This window comes from Caballeronia sp. M23-90 (assembly GCF_053574605.1).
Genome location: NZ_JBSIPA010000169.1, coordinates 1 through 12,264 on the forward strand (window position 1 = coordinate 1; position 12,264 = coordinate 12,264).

General features: G+C 58.7%; 15 protein-coding genes and 1 pseudogene. 14 read left to right on the forward strand and 2 right to left on the reverse strand.

Annotated features, from left to right (window positions below; genetic code table 11):
- Window positions 1-304 (reverse strand): annotated as a pseudogene (locus tag ACRXB1_RS17625) (hypothetical protein); the annotation flags it as partial.
- Window positions 305-591: 287 nt separating this feature from the next.
- Here ACRXB1_RS17625 and ACRXB1_RS17630 point away from each other — a divergent pair.
- From ACRXB1_RS17630 to iscX, 10 genes are all read left to right on the forward strand, one after another.
- Window positions 592-810, forward strand: a complete 219-nt coding sequence (locus ACRXB1_RS17630; RefSeq protein ID WP_062169747.1) for a hypothetical protein — start codon at window positions 592-594, stop codon at window positions 808-810.
- A 133-nt stretch (window positions 811-943) separates the two neighbouring features.
- Window positions 944-1,426, forward strand: coding sequence for a low molecular weight protein-tyrosine-phosphatase (locus ACRXB1_RS17635; RefSeq protein ID WP_449492697.1), 483 nt, complete (start codon window positions 944-946; stop codon window positions 1,424-1,426).
- A gap of 148 nt (window positions 1,427-1,574) precedes the next feature.
- Window positions 1,575-2,102, forward strand: a complete 528-nt coding sequence (gene iscR, locus ACRXB1_RS17640) for a Fe-S cluster assembly transcriptional regulator IscR (RefSeq protein ID WP_061999053.1) — start codon at window positions 1,575-1,577, stop codon at window positions 2,100-2,102.
- A 77-nt stretch (window positions 2,103-2,179) separates the two neighbouring features.
- Entirely contained in the window at window positions 2,180-3,403 is a 1,224-nt protein-coding gene (locus ACRXB1_RS17645; protein ID WP_061999054.1) for an IscS subfamily cysteine desulfurase, read from the forward strand.
- Window positions 3,404-3,460: 57 nt separating this feature from the next.
- The gene (gene iscU, locus ACRXB1_RS17650; RefSeq protein ID WP_061999055.1) at window positions 3,461-3,889 is read left to right on the forward strand and encodes a Fe-S cluster assembly scaffold IscU; all 429 of its coding nucleotides are present in this window, start codon (window positions 3,461-3,463) and stop codon (window positions 3,887-3,889) included.
- 126 nt (window positions 3,890-4,015) lie between these two features.
- Window positions 4,016-4,339, forward strand: a complete 324-nt coding sequence (iscA, locus tag ACRXB1_RS17655) for an iron-sulfur cluster assembly protein IscA (protein ID WP_047896463.1) — start codon at window positions 4,016-4,018, stop codon at window positions 4,337-4,339.
- 84 nt (window positions 4,340-4,423) lie between these two features.
- Window positions 4,424-4,948: a Fe-S protein assembly co-chaperone HscB gene (gene hscB, locus ACRXB1_RS17660; protein ID WP_449492698.1), complete on the forward strand. Its 525-nt coding sequence runs from the start codon at window positions 4,424-4,426 to the stop codon at window positions 4,946-4,948.
- Window positions 4,949-5,001: 53 nt separating this feature from the next.
- On the forward strand, window positions 5,002-6,867 hold the full coding sequence (hscA, locus tag ACRXB1_RS17665) for a Fe-S protein assembly chaperone HscA (protein ID WP_449492699.1): 1,866 nt from the start codon (window positions 5,002-5,004) through the stop codon (window positions 6,865-6,867).
- A 30-nt stretch (window positions 6,868-6,897) separates the two neighbouring features.
- Window positions 6,898-7,239, forward strand: a complete 342-nt coding sequence (gene fdx, locus ACRXB1_RS17670; RefSeq protein WP_061999057.1) for an ISC system 2Fe-2S type ferredoxin — start codon at window positions 6,898-6,900, stop codon at window positions 7,237-7,239.
- Window positions 7,240-7,273: 34 nt separating this feature from the next.
- Window positions 7,274-7,471 carry a Fe-S cluster assembly protein IscX gene (gene iscX / locus ACRXB1_RS17675; RefSeq protein WP_061999058.1) on the forward strand — a complete coding sequence of 66 codons (198 nt, stop codon included), beginning with the start codon at window positions 7,274-7,276 and terminating at the stop codon, window positions 7,469-7,471.
- Window positions 7,472-7,556: 85 nt separating this feature from the next.
- Here iscX and ACRXB1_RS17680 read toward each other — a convergent pair whose 3' ends face one another.
- Window positions 7,557-8,252, reverse strand: coding sequence for a glycine zipper 2TM domain-containing protein (locus tag ACRXB1_RS17680; RefSeq protein ID WP_061999059.1), 696 nt, complete (start codon window positions 8,250-8,252; stop codon window positions 7,557-7,559).
- Window positions 8,253-8,603: 351 nt separating this feature from the next.
- On the opposite strand from ACRXB1_RS17680, the gene ACRXB1_RS17685 reads away from it, so the two are divergent.
- The 4 genes from ACRXB1_RS17685 to ACRXB1_RS17700 all read left to right on the forward strand — a co-directional run.
- Complete coding sequence (locus ACRXB1_RS17685) at window positions 8,604-9,746, forward strand: tyrosine-type recombinase/integrase (RefSeq protein WP_449492700.1); 1,143 nt, start codon at window positions 8,604-8,606, stop codon at window positions 9,744-9,746.
- Window positions 9,747-9,879: 133 nt separating this feature from the next.
- On the forward strand, window positions 9,880-10,308 hold the full coding sequence (locus tag ACRXB1_RS17690) for a hypothetical protein (protein WP_449492701.1): 429 nt from the start codon (window positions 9,880-9,882) through the stop codon (window positions 10,306-10,308).
- 405 nt (window positions 10,309-10,713) lie between these two features.
- Window positions 10,714-10,944, forward strand: coding sequence for a type II toxin-antitoxin system RelB/DinJ family antitoxin (locus ACRXB1_RS17695; RefSeq protein ID WP_449492702.1), 231 nt, complete (start codon window positions 10,714-10,716; stop codon window positions 10,942-10,944).
- Window positions 10,945-11,025: 81 nt separating this feature from the next.
- Window positions 11,026-12,264 (forward strand): DNA-primase RepB domain-containing protein (locus ACRXB1_RS17700; RefSeq protein ID WP_449492703.1); only part of this gene is annotated, 1,239 nt, incomplete at its 3' end.

Below are 12,264 nucleotides of genomic sequence, written 5' to 3' on the forward strand. Positions count from 1 at the left end.
TGGTGGCGGTCACTCGTCTTATCCTGCGTACCCTGGCGGCTACGATCCCGGCTACTACGGCGCGCCGGTATCCAGGTCCATCGTCCCATCGCGGGCCAGGACCGCCGCCGTAATAGCCCCCGCCGATCACCACGCCTGACTGAACAACCGGCGCGCCGTAGTAGCCGGGATCGTAGCCGCCAGGGTACGCAGGATAAGACGAGTGACCGCCACCCGCATAGGCGGGCGTGCCGTCGGGATAAACGGCGCAGCCCGCGACGAGCGCGGACGAAACGAGGATGAGTCCTGCGGCAGCGAGTTTCATATTTGATATTGCAAACAGTGGTTGATTACCGTATCTGACAGCATTGACGAAGGGTTGTCGCAAGAAACTTGTAAAGTTTTATCTCGCTGGTAACACGCGCATGAAGGTCGAGACCCACTTGGGACGCGGCTTGCACCGCATTACAACGCCGATTGAACATGCGCTGTTGACACAACTGCAACAATGCTTTGTGCCTTAACGCATTTATCGGATCAGGACTAACCCTTACAATTCAACGGTCCTGCAGTGGGCCCGTCAGCCCACGGGACACGAGAAAGGGGTTAGAAATGAAAAAGACAATATCGACCTACTGGCCTGTTGCCATGCTTGTACCGCTCGCTCTTGCGGGTTATTGCCACGCAATCCACCCCATGGTGGGAGCGGCAGCACACCCGCAAAGCGCCGCTACAGTCAGCGCGGAGTTTGCGCGTGCCATTTCGCTGGGTCTTGTAGATTCGGACAGCGCCGCACCGGCAACATCGCCGTCGGTCACACAGACGTTTTGAACAAGCGTCGTTCGGGCGCAAAAGCGACGTCCTTTGTATAATTCGGGACCGTTCGCGTGCGCTCGCCTTGAGGGGATGCGAGACGGCAGGCGGTACTTGATCGACGCCTCAAGTCAACGATATCCGGAACCCGATGAACACGATCGCCATCTGCTTTGTGTGCCTTGGCAACATTTGCCGTTCGCCCAGCGCCGAAGCGGTGATGCTTCATCAAGTGGGGAAAGCAAGACTCTCGGACCGGATCGTCGTGGATTCTGCGGGCACGGGTGATTGGCATATCGGCCAGCCGCCGGATGAACGCGCCCAGCGCGCGGCCAGAACCCGTGGTTATGACCTGTCATTGCTGCGTGGCCGGCAAGTCCGCGAAACAGATTTCGCGCGGTTCGACCTCCTGATTGCAATGGACGATGCCAACGCTGCCGCGCTCGCAAAACTCTGCCCACCGGAATACCGCGACAAGATCCGTTTGCTCATGGAATTCGCCACGCGCGATGACAGCCGCGTTGTCGTCGATCCTTATTTTGGCGGCGATGAAGGTTTCGAGCGGGTGCTCGACCAGTGCGAGGACGCTTGCGAAGGCCTGCTGAAAGCGCTGCGCACCCAGTTGGTGTCCTAGGCGCATGGCGACCAAGCGGGCTTCGGCCCGCGAAATGTCTCAGTAAATTCCTAATAAATGAATCTGAGATACTTGACTAAATCCGTAGGCTATTTATACTTGAGCAAAATCATCGAGTATTAGCAGTAGCCCCCGGTAGCCACAAATTATGAGACTCACCACGAAAGGCCGTTTCGCCGTCACGGCGATGATCGACTTGGCATTGCGCCAGGAGCAGGGCCCGGTGACGTTGGCCGGAATCAGCCAGCGCCAGCACATATCGCTCTCTTACCTCGAACAGTTGTTCGGCAAGCTGCGCCGCCACGAAATCGTGGAGTCGGTGCGGGGTCCGGGTGGCGGATACAATCTTGCGCGCCGTGCTGAAAACGTCACGGTTGCGGACATCATCATTGCGGTGGACGAACCTATCGACGCAACGCAGTGCGGTGGCAAGGGTGCGTGCGAAGGCACGAAGCAGCACGACGGCCATTGCATGACCCACGAACTCTGGTCCACGCTCAATCAGAAGATGGTCGAGTATCTCGACTCCGTCTCGCTGAAAGACCTGGTCGACCAGCAGCGTGCGCGCGATGGTTCGCCGGCGGTATTGCGCGATCGCCGTGCCGATACGGCGACCGTGGAGCCTGCCCGAGTCGCGCCGAAAGGACCGAATTCCGTTTTCAACCTGGCCGGCTGACGGCTGCCGCGCGTCCATAAAGCCGACGCGGCTGTCTCGCCTGGAAAAGCCAATTGAGTCAATTCCCGGAGCAACTGATGAACAACGACATTCCCCACCTGCCCATTTACATGGACTACAGCGCAACGACCCCGGTCGACCCGCGCGTGGTGGACAAGATGATCCCGTATCTGCGCGAGCAGTTCGGCAACCCGGCATCGCGTAGTCATCAATATGGCTGGGATGCGGAACGGGCAGTCGAAGAAGCGCGCGAGAACGTCGCGAAGCTGGTCAATTGCGATCCGCGGGAAATCATCTGGACGTCGGGCGCAACGGAGTCGGACAACCTTGCCATCAAGGGCGCGGCGCATTTTTACAAGAGCAAGGGCAAGCACATCATCACGGTGAAGACCGAGCACAAGGCCGTGCTCGATACCTGCCGCGAGCTCGAGCGCGAAGGTTTTGAAGTCACGTACCTGGATGTGAAGGACGACGGTTTGCTGGATCTGGACGTGTTCCAGGCGGCGATCCGCCCGGACACCATCCTCGTGTCCGTGATGAACGTGAACAATGAAATCGGCGTGATCCAGGATATTGCCGCCATCGGCGAGATCACGCGTGCCAAGGGCATCGTGTTGCATGTCGATGCAGCGCAAGCCACCGGCAAGATCGAGATCGATCTGCAAAAACTGAAGGTCGACCTGATGTCGTTCTCGGCGCATAAGACATACGGTCCGAAGGGTATCGGCGCGTTGTTCGTGCGTCGCAAGCCGCGCATCCGTATTGAAGCGCAAATGCATGGCGGCGGTCACGAACGCGGCATGCGTTCGGGTACGCTGGCGACGCACCAGATTGTTGGCATGGGCGAGGCTTTCCGCATCGCGCGTGAAGAAATGGCGACCGAAAACGAGCGCGTGCGCATGTTGCGCGACCGCCTGTTGAGGGGTCTCTCGGAGATGGAAGAGGTTTATGTGAACGGCGACATGGCAACCCGTGTGCCGCATAACCTCAACATCAGCTTTAACTTCGTTGAAGGCGAGTCGCTGATCATGGCGGTCAAGGATGTGGCGGTATCTTCCGGGTCGGCTTGCACATCGGCTTCGCTGGAACCGTCATACGTGCTGCGCGCGCTTGGCCGCAACGACGAACTCGCGCACAGCTCGATCCGCTTCACGGTTGGCCGCTTTACGACCGAGCAGGACGTCGACTATGTGATCAATCTGTTGAAGGGCAAGATTCAGAAGCTGCGAGATTTGTCGCCGCTTTGGGAAATGCATAAGGATGGCATCGACATCTCGTCGATCCAGTGGGCCGCGCACTAAGCAGCACTTTGCGCCCCGGTTGAACGCACACGCATACGAATTCAAGGAGTTTGAATCATGGCTTATAGCGACAAGGTTCTGGACCATTACGAAAACCCGCGCAACGTCGGTTCGTTCGGCAAGGACGACGACACGGTCGGCACCGGCATGGTCGGGGCGCCCGCGTGCGGCGACGTGATGAAGCTGCAGATCCGCGTGGGCGCGGACGGTGTGATCGAAGATGCGAAGTTCAAGACGTATGGCTGCGGCTCGGCGATTGCCTCCAGCTCGCTCGTGACCGAATGGGTCAAGGGCAAGACCCTGGACCAGGCGCTGACGATCAAGAACACCCATATTGCTGAAGAACTGGCTTTACCGCCGGTCAAGATTCACTGTTCGATTCTCGCCGAAGACGCAATCAAGGCCGCCGTTGCAGACTACAAGCAACGTCACGGTGCGGGCGTTGCAGAAGCGGCTCCGGTTGAAGCGAAGCAGCACGCAGCGTAAGCAATTCAGGGAGGGGCGCCTGGGTTTGCAAGAGAGATCCGGCGCTCGGGTTTTGGATTCAAAGCAAGGCTGCAGCATGCGACCGGGAGCAACCATCCGGATTCAAGCAACTGCTGAAGAGAGACTATGGCAATCACGTTGACGGACAAGGCAGCACAGCACGTGCAGAAGTATCTGGTTCGACGCGGCAAGGGCGTAGGGCTACGTCTTGGCGTGCGCACGACCGGCTGTTCAGGCCTCGCTTACAAGCTCGAGTACGTGGACGAACTCGCGCCGGAAGATCAGGTGTTCGAGTCAGCAGGCGTGAAGATCATTGTCGATCCGAAGAGCCTCGCTTATATCGACGGCACCGAACTGGATTTCGCGCGCGAAGGGCTGAACGAAGGTTTCAAGTTCAACAACCCAAATGTGAAAGACGAGTGCGGCTGCGGCGAATCTTTTCGCGTATAGCATTGTGGAAGAACAGCAAAGAGGCGGCGCGTGCCGCCTTTTTCTTTAGCGTCACTGCTTTTTAAGTCCACCTATCCTCCTCCCATGGCCACGCTCAACGACAGTCACTTCGACCTGTTCGATCTCCCGCCGACTTACGCCATCGATTCCGCGAAGCTGGACGAAGCTTATCGAACGGTGCAGGCGCAGGTTCATCCCGACCGGTTTGCAGCCGCGGGCGATGCGCAAAAGCGCGTTGCGATGCAGTGGGCCACGCGCGCGAACGAGGCGTACCAGACGCTGCGCGACCCGCTCAAACGGGCCACGTACATGCTCTCGCTGCGCGGTGTGCATGCCGACGCCGAGAACAACACGGCGATGGAACCGGCCTTCCTGATGCAGCAAATGGAATGGCGCGAAAATATCGAGGACGCGGCGGCGGCGAAGAACGTGGGCGCGCTCGAGTACTTGCTCACGGAACTGCGCGACCAGGAACGCATTCGCTTCGAAAAGCTGGCGGCTTTGATCGACAGTCACGCCGATCAGGCGGCAAGTGAAGCCGTCCGCCAGTTGATGTTTATCGAACGTGTGGCGAGCGAGATTGGCAACCAGATCGAAAAGCTCGACTGATTTCAGACCACCAGACGACACTACAGGCGTCACCAACCCCCAATAGAGCAACGATGGCTTTACTGCAAATTTCAGAACCCGGCATGGCTCCGGCGCCGCATCAGCGGCGCATTGCCGTGGGCATCGATCTCGGTACGACGAATTCGCTCGTGGCCGCCATGCGCAACAGCGTAGCTGAAGTGCTGCCCGACGAGGACGGCCATTACCTGCTGCCGTCGGTGGTCCGGTATCTGGAGAAGGGCGGCCGGCGTATCGGTCGTGTTGCGAAGGAAGAAGCGGCGCTTGATCCGCGCAACACGATTGTTTCAGTCAAGCGTTTCATGGGCCGCGGCAAGAGCGAAGTGGAAGGCGCCGAGAACGCGCCCTACGATTTTGTCGATGCGCCAGGCATGGTGCAGATTCGTACTATCGATGGTGTGAAGAGCCCGGTGGAAGTGTCGGCGGAAATCCTGGCGACGTTGCGTTATCGCGCGGAAGATTCGCTTGGCGACGATCTGGTCGGTGCGGTGATCACCGTTCCGGCTTATTTCGATGAAGCCCAGCGTCAAGCCACGAAAGACGCCGCGAAACTCGCCGGCCTGAACGTGCTGCGTTTGCTGAACGAACCGACTGCGGCCGCGATTGCTTACGGGCTGGACAACGCATCGGAAGGGTTATACGCCGTGTACGACCTCGGCGGCGGAACCTTCGACCTGTCGATTCTCAAGCTCACCAAAGGCGTCTTCGAAGTGCTCGCGGCAGGCGGCGATTCAGCGCTGGGCGGGGATGATTTCGATGCCATGGTTTATCGGCACGTGCTCGCAAAAGCGAAGGTGAAGCCGGCAACGCCTGAAGACGTGCGGCTGTTGCTCGATCATGTGCGTACGGCCAAGGAAGCGCTGTCGGATGCGCCCGAAGCGCGCGTCGAAGCTTCTTTCTCCGATGGCCAGAAGATCGACCTGACGATCACCGAAGCCGACTTTGCCACACTCACTGAAACGCTGGTTGCACGCACGCTGACGCCGACCCGCAAGGCGTTGCGCGATGCGAAGATATCGGCGTCCGAGATCAAGGGCGTCGTGCTGGTTGGCGGCGCGACGCGCATGCCGGTGATTCGGCGCGCGGTCGAAGAATATTTCGGCCAGCCGCCATTGACCAATCTCGATCCCGATCAGGTCGTGGCGCTCGGCGCTGCGATCCAGGCCGACATGCTCGCGGGCAATCGAAGCGGCGAGGGCGATGACTGGCTGTTGCTGGACGTGATTCCGCTGTCGCTCGGTGTCGAAACCATGGGCGGCCTGACGGAAAAAATCATCCCGCGCAATTCGACCATTCCGGTCGCGCGCGCGCAGGATTTCACCACCTTCAAGGACGGCCAGACCGCAATGGCCATTCACGTGGTGCAGGGCGAACGCGAGCTCGTTTCCGACTGCCGGTCGCTCGCGCGTTTCGAGCTGCGCGGCATTCCGCCCATGGCCGCCGGCGCTGCGCGCATTCGCGTGACGTATCAGGTGGACGCGGACGGTTTGCTGTCGGTGTTTGCGCGCGAACAATTGTCGGGCGTGGAGGCATCGGTGGTCGTGAAACCGTCCTACGGTCTTGCCGATGACGACGTTGCCCGCATGCTGGAAGAGAGCTTCACCACCGCCGAAGTCGATATGCGCGCCCGCGCGCTGCGCGAAGCGCAAGTCGACGCACGGCGTCTGGTAGAAGCATCGCAAGCGGCGTTGGGCGCGGACAGCGAACTGCTGGACGACGCCGAGCGCGCGAATATCGAAATGTTGATCGGCCAGCTGGCAACGGTCACGACGGGCGACAGCACGGACGCCATCGAAGCCGCGACCAAGGAACTGGCCGCCGCCACCGACGAGTTCGCCGCCCGCCGCATGAACAAAAGTATTCGCCGCGCACTCGCCGGCCGCCGGCTCGACGAAGTCTGAGCCCATAACGACATAGAACGGAAAGAAGTCATGCCCCAGATCGTAGTTTTGCCCCATGTCGAGTTGTGCCCGGATGGCGCGGTGATCGACGCGGATTTATCGAAGAGTATTTGCGACAACTTGCTGGATAACGGCATCGAGATCGAGCACGCGTGCGAGAAGTCATGCGCCTGCACGACGTGTCACGTGATCATCCGCGAAGGATTCAACGCGCTGGTTCCATCGGAAGAAGACGAGGACGATTTGCTCGACAAGGCATGGGGACTCGAGCCGACGTCGCGGTTATCATGTCAGGCGATGGCACCCGCCGACGAGGATCTCGTGGTCGAGATTCCGCGCTACACCATCAATCACGCTAAAGAGAATCACTGAAACTATCAGGGACCTTGAGACAGGAGCGCTTGCCATGAAGTGGACAGACACGCAGGACATCGCGATGGCACTGACCGACGCGCATCAGAACGTCGATCCGCAGTTCGTGCGATTTACGGATTTGCATCGCTGGGTGACGGAATTGGCAGGCTTCGACGACGATCCTGAGAAATCCAACGAGAGGATTCTCGAGGCGATCCAGGCGGCATGGATTGAAGACGCGGATTACTGAATCTGGCGTCGGCCAAGACAAAACAAAAACGGCGATTCCGCGAGGAGTCGCCGTTTTGTTATCCAGCTCAACCAGCCAACCGATATCAGCCCGCAGCCAGCGTACCGTTCTCGATGCGCACGCGTTGGCCCTGGCTGAATGGCGGCGGCTCACGATACGTGAAATAACGCGTCTTGCCGTTTTCCATGTGCACGCGCACCGAATAATCGGTCTCGCTGCGCAGATGTTTTTCCACCGCGTTACCGCCGAGGCCGCCGCCTAAAGCGCCGAGAATCGTCATGCCGGTACGGCCACCTCCGCGACCAAACTGGTTACCGATCAGACCACCCGCGACCGCGCCGCCAACTGCGCCGATACCCGTGCCGTGACCTTCGCGCTTCACCGCCGAGATGCCTTCAACCGTGCCGCAAGTAGAGCAGTACGCAGCTTGCACTGGTTGCTGCTGCGCATAGTTCGGCTGTTGCGCGGGTTGCTGTTGAGCCACTTGGCGGGCCTGCTGTTCCTGCGCTGCTTGTTGCTGCTGCGCCGCTTGCTGTTGAGCGGCTTGCTGCTGCGCCTGTGCTTGAGCCGCTGTCGGCGCCACGGGTTGTGTCGCGACCTGTGCTGCTTGCGTCTGGTCGTTCACAGGCGACGTGCTGGACGCCTTCGGAAAGAGTCCAGTGACGGCGGCCGTAGCCGCGAGACTCGCAATGATGACCGCGCCCGCGGCGGTAGCCACCAGTGGGTGAATCTTGCGATTGGGTGAATTTGGTGTGGTCATGTTGTTGTTGCTGTTATCCATTTTTGAACCTCCGTCTCAAGGCAGAGTGCGATGTTGCTGGGTGTCTGGTGATTAGTTTGCGGCAGTATCCGCTGCCGGATTTATCAATTTGTAACGTTTAGGTGTGATCTATTGATGCAAGAACCGCACCGGGATCGGTCTCGCCCGGAAAGCCAATACTGGTAAGGGTTTACGTATGGCCGCGCGGCGAAGCGCAAAAGGCAGGCCTGAATCTTTTACCTGTACTTACAAAGTCACCCAGCCTAATCGTCTAACGATACCTTTCATAAAACTTTCAGTCTGCCCCTTTTAGTTTAAGCTCCGATTTCCGTACGATTTCCGTACGGAAACGAAAAAGGAGAGGACTGAACCATGAGCAATCCGATAAGCAGCAAGACCGCGCGTGATCGTCTCGCGCCGCGCCGGGAGCCGTATTTCGTGCGCCTACGGGCCGGACTATTCGTAGGGTATCGCCGCAACGAATCGGGCGAAGGAACGTGGATAGCACGCCTTAGAACACTCGACGGGCGGCAGGTCTATAAGTCGCTCGGGACGTTCGCGGAGTACGACGCTGCTACGGCGGCATGTTTCGCTTGGGTCGATGCGCTCGATAAGCCGGTGCCGGTCGCCGAGGTTAAACACACCGTGTCGGACGCCTGTCGCGCGTACGTCGAATACCAGCGTCTCCATAAATCCGAACGCGCCAGCCGGGACGCAGCAGCCCGCTTTCGACAGCTAGTCTACGGCGCGGCTATCGGTCCCGTGCTCCTTTCCGCGCTCACGATAGTGCATATACACACATGGATATCGGATCAGCTCGCCGGGAAGGAAGGCGAGGCGCTACGCCGAGGTAAAGATTCGGCCAATCGACAACTCGCCACGTTTAAGGCCGCGCTGAACTTCGCGTATCGGACGGGCATGACGAATACGGACGAAGCATGGCGCACGGTGCTCCCGTTTCGCGGAGTAGGGCGAAGGCGCGAGGGATACATATCGGCGACTGACCGGGAGAGGCTACTAAGCGCGCTCGCTCCGGACGTGCGGAAACTCGCGATAGCGGCGCTGCTTACCGCCGCCCGTCCCGGCGAGCTATCGAGGGTAACCGCCGCGCATTACGACTCGACTCAGGGCACCCTCCAACTCGACGGTAAGACCGGCCACCGCACGATAACGCTTAGTAGCGTCGCGCGTAGGTTCTTCGATCACCTGTCGAAGGACAAGATAGGTAACGCCCACCTACTTACGACGCGGCGCGGGAGGCCTTGGATTAAGGAGACGTGGATTCCGGAGTTCACGAAGGGGCGAAACGCCGCGAAGCTGCCCGCGACTATCGTTATGTACTCGCTACGGCACACGGCGATTAGCGACTGGATCTCGGGCGGCATAGACGCCTTTACGGTCGCGAAGATGGCCGGGACCTCGACCGCGATTATCGACAAGCACTACGGTCACCTCCGCGCCGACCGGACGCGCGACGCGCTGGACCGAATCTCCCTCCTATCAGCCGCTGCGTAGCAATAGCAAGAATTATCGTCAGGTAAATGTAAGTTTCTGTCGCCATGCAATTGAGGCTGGCGGAGAATTTAGGTTGTAGTGAGATGCAGAGAGACGAGAACCTACCCATAACCTAGTTAGTGAGGAATACGAAATGACCACGATTACCCGCAAGAACGCTAAGAAGAACGTCACCGTACCGGCCGCAGTCGTGATGGAGGCGGTGCGCTTCCCGAAACGTTCGGACTTCTTTTACGACTTCCCCACGCGCGCTTCGATGGGCCTCCCGGCTCTGGACGCTAAGAAGTCGAACGCCGCAGGTGTATCGCAGTCTTGGAGTAACGCGAAGGTTCGCGAAGCCCGCACGACGAAGCACGGCGTAAAGGTCTCGTTCGACGGTAAGACGACGGAGTACAAGTCTGTCGCCGCAGCTTTTCGTGAACTGCGCTTACCCTTCGAGAAGCACATTAAATTCCGCCTCGGCCTGAAGGCGAGCGGGGCGGCACACTTCGAAAACGGCGGGAAGCTGTACGCGTTCGCGCTGGTGGACTTCGAGGAGGTAACGGACGCGATTCGGATTTGAAGCCGGTATGTCCTTCGTCTACTACATGGGAGGAGGGTTCCTACTCGGAGCGGTCGTCGTGCTGCTGTACCTCCTCTTTCACGCTTAACTCAGCCTCTAACGCCCGCCGATCATGGTGGGCGTTTTCGTGTCCGCCTGTTACAAATTTCCTCGCTTTTCTTCCATACCTCTAGCAAATAACGATTAATGACCTTTGGGCCGCGATGCTGTTCGGCTAGGTAGGTTGCGCACGTGGGTACGAAGCCCATAGGTCACTTTCTAACGCGAATTAGAAGGCGCTTATGCGCCTTGGATGCGTCGCGGCGATTACGCGGAAGCCTTGAACACTCGAATACTGCTTGTTGAGGGACATTAACGTTTTCCGTAAACTCGTTCCGTAACTTAATTCGTTCAAGGGAGCGAAATATGTCCAAGAAATATTCAGAGATTGTCGCCGCAATCGATCCGGCACTGAAGGCGAATGCTTACGAGGTTTTGGCCGGGATGAATATTCAGCCTAGCGACTTCCTGCGATCCGCGATTATCTACTTAGTCGAGAAGCGCAAAGTGCCGTTCGATATCAAGCATGTAAGCCCGCGAACGGGATACGAAGTAGCCGCGCCTCTTTGCGTGAACACCGAAGAAGTGGCGGCATAAAAGAAAAGCCGCGCGGTTACCTGGGGAGGTGGCGGGCGCGGCTTTTGAACTGAATCAACGTACTACAATAGGATTATAGCGATGCAAGCTCTTGAAAGTAAAGAAGAAAACACTTCGTCATCCGAAGTAAAAGTCACAGCGAAGCAGCGAGAGGATCAGGCGTTGCGTTTTATGCAGGAACTGGGACGCGGACTGCCCGACGATCAGCGCGTGATGGCGGCGTTCGCCGAAAACGCGAACGAGTTGCCCGACGAGAACGGCGAAGTAAAGAACAGGGGTTTTTGGGCCAAGCCGTGGAAGACCGGCAAGGGAATTCCGAACGACAAGAATTCGTTCGTGGTGATTTCCGCGTCAGCCGCCAGAGAGCCGGATGCCGATTGGAAGGATAAATTCTGGCGCAGCAAAAGCACCTTCGGCTCCGGTCTAGCTCTGATGGTTGACGATATCGGCACCGGCGCGGGTTCGAAGGGCGGAATGTCGTTGGAAGACTTGAAAGCAAAGTTGCCGCCCACGGTGATAATCGAGACTTCTAAAAACAATCACCAGTGCTGGTATTTCTTCTCCGCGCCCGTGACCAACCGTGACCAGTATGAAGCGTTCCTCGGAGCCTTCGCCAAGCACGCCCTCGATAAAGGCGGCGACAAAACGATCAAGGACATAACGCGGTTTGGGAGGCTGCCAGTCGGGATCAACAACAAACGCCTAGAGGACGGCTCGCTGAAGTACGGTGCAGTGTTTCAAGTGCGGCAAGTATTCGCGGACTACGACCGGCGTTACACGATGGCCGCGATAGAAGGAGCGTTCGGATTTAAGACCGTCGTGCGCAAGAAGGCTTCGACGGTAGAGGTGACCGAATCGAGCGATACCAACGCCATACTCCTCGCACGCGCTGTCGAAATCTGCTCAAAGTTGGGCTGGGGCGAGGGCGGCGGCGAAATGGCAATGAAGTCGCCGGGGAAGTACCGGATGAACTGTCCTTGGGGCGAGGAGCACACGGGCGGCGTGAAGAGTGGAGCGTATATCTGGGGGCCGGACTATCGAGAAGGGGAACAGCCCTATGTGTTCGGATGCTCCCATGACGGGTGCCAGAAAGCGGTGCCGCGTCGGGGTTGGTCGTTGTTTATGGACCTGTTCGTGCTCCCGGTTATTGAGAATGAGCTAGAGGCGGCTAACGAGGAATGGGCCGAACTCGAACCGAACTGGGAGATGGAACCCGCACGTAACGACTGGACGTTCGATAGAAGCGTGACTAGGGCGTTCGCGCGCATCGCCTCGGCGCTCTCCCGGGTAACGACCGCGCGGCCCGCTTCGAACGCCCTA

Coding starts and splice junctions, on each gene's coding strand:
- ACRXB1_RS17630 (WP_062169747.1), top strand. CDS start 592: ATGAAAAAGACAATATCGACCTACTGGCCTGTTGCCATGCTTGTACCG.
- ACRXB1_RS17635 (WP_449492697.1), top strand. CDS start 944: ATGAACACGATCGCCATCTGCTTTGTGTGCCTTGGCAACATTTGCCGT.
- iscR (WP_061999053.1), top strand. CDS start 1,575: ATGAGACTCACCACGAAAGGCCGTTTCGCCGTCACGGCGATGATCGAC.
- ACRXB1_RS17645 (WP_061999054.1), top strand. CDS start 2,180: ATGAACAACGACATTCCCCACCTGCCCATTTACATGGACTACAGCGCA.
- iscU (WP_061999055.1), top strand. CDS start 3,461: ATGGCTTATAGCGACAAGGTTCTGGACCATTACGAAAACCCGCGCAAC.
- iscA (WP_047896463.1), top strand. CDS start 4,016: ATGGCAATCACGTTGACGGACAAGGCAGCACAGCACGTGCAGAAGTAT.
- hscB (WP_449492698.1), top strand. CDS start 4,424: ATGGCCACGCTCAACGACAGTCACTTCGACCTGTTCGATCTCCCGCCG.
- hscA (WP_449492699.1), top strand. CDS start 5,002: ATGGCTTTACTGCAAATTTCAGAACCCGGCATGGCTCCGGCGCCGCAT.
- fdx (WP_061999057.1), top strand. CDS start 6,898: ATGCCCCAGATCGTAGTTTTGCCCCATGTCGAGTTGTGCCCGGATGGC.
- iscX (WP_061999058.1), top strand. CDS start 7,274: ATGAAGTGGACAGACACGCAGGACATCGCGATGGCACTGACCGACGCG.
- ACRXB1_RS17680 (WP_061999059.1), bottom strand. CDS start 8,252: ATGGATAACAGCAACAACAACATGACCACACCAAATTCACCCAATCGC.
- ACRXB1_RS17685 (WP_449492700.1), top strand. CDS start 8,604: ATGAGCAATCCGATAAGCAGCAAGACCGCGCGTGATCGTCTCGCGCCG.
- ACRXB1_RS17690 (WP_449492701.1), top strand. CDS start 9,880: ATGACCACGATTACCCGCAAGAACGCTAAGAAGAACGTCACCGTACCG.
- ACRXB1_RS17695 (WP_449492702.1), top strand. CDS start 10,714: ATGTCCAAGAAATATTCAGAGATTGTCGCCGCAATCGATCCGGCACTG.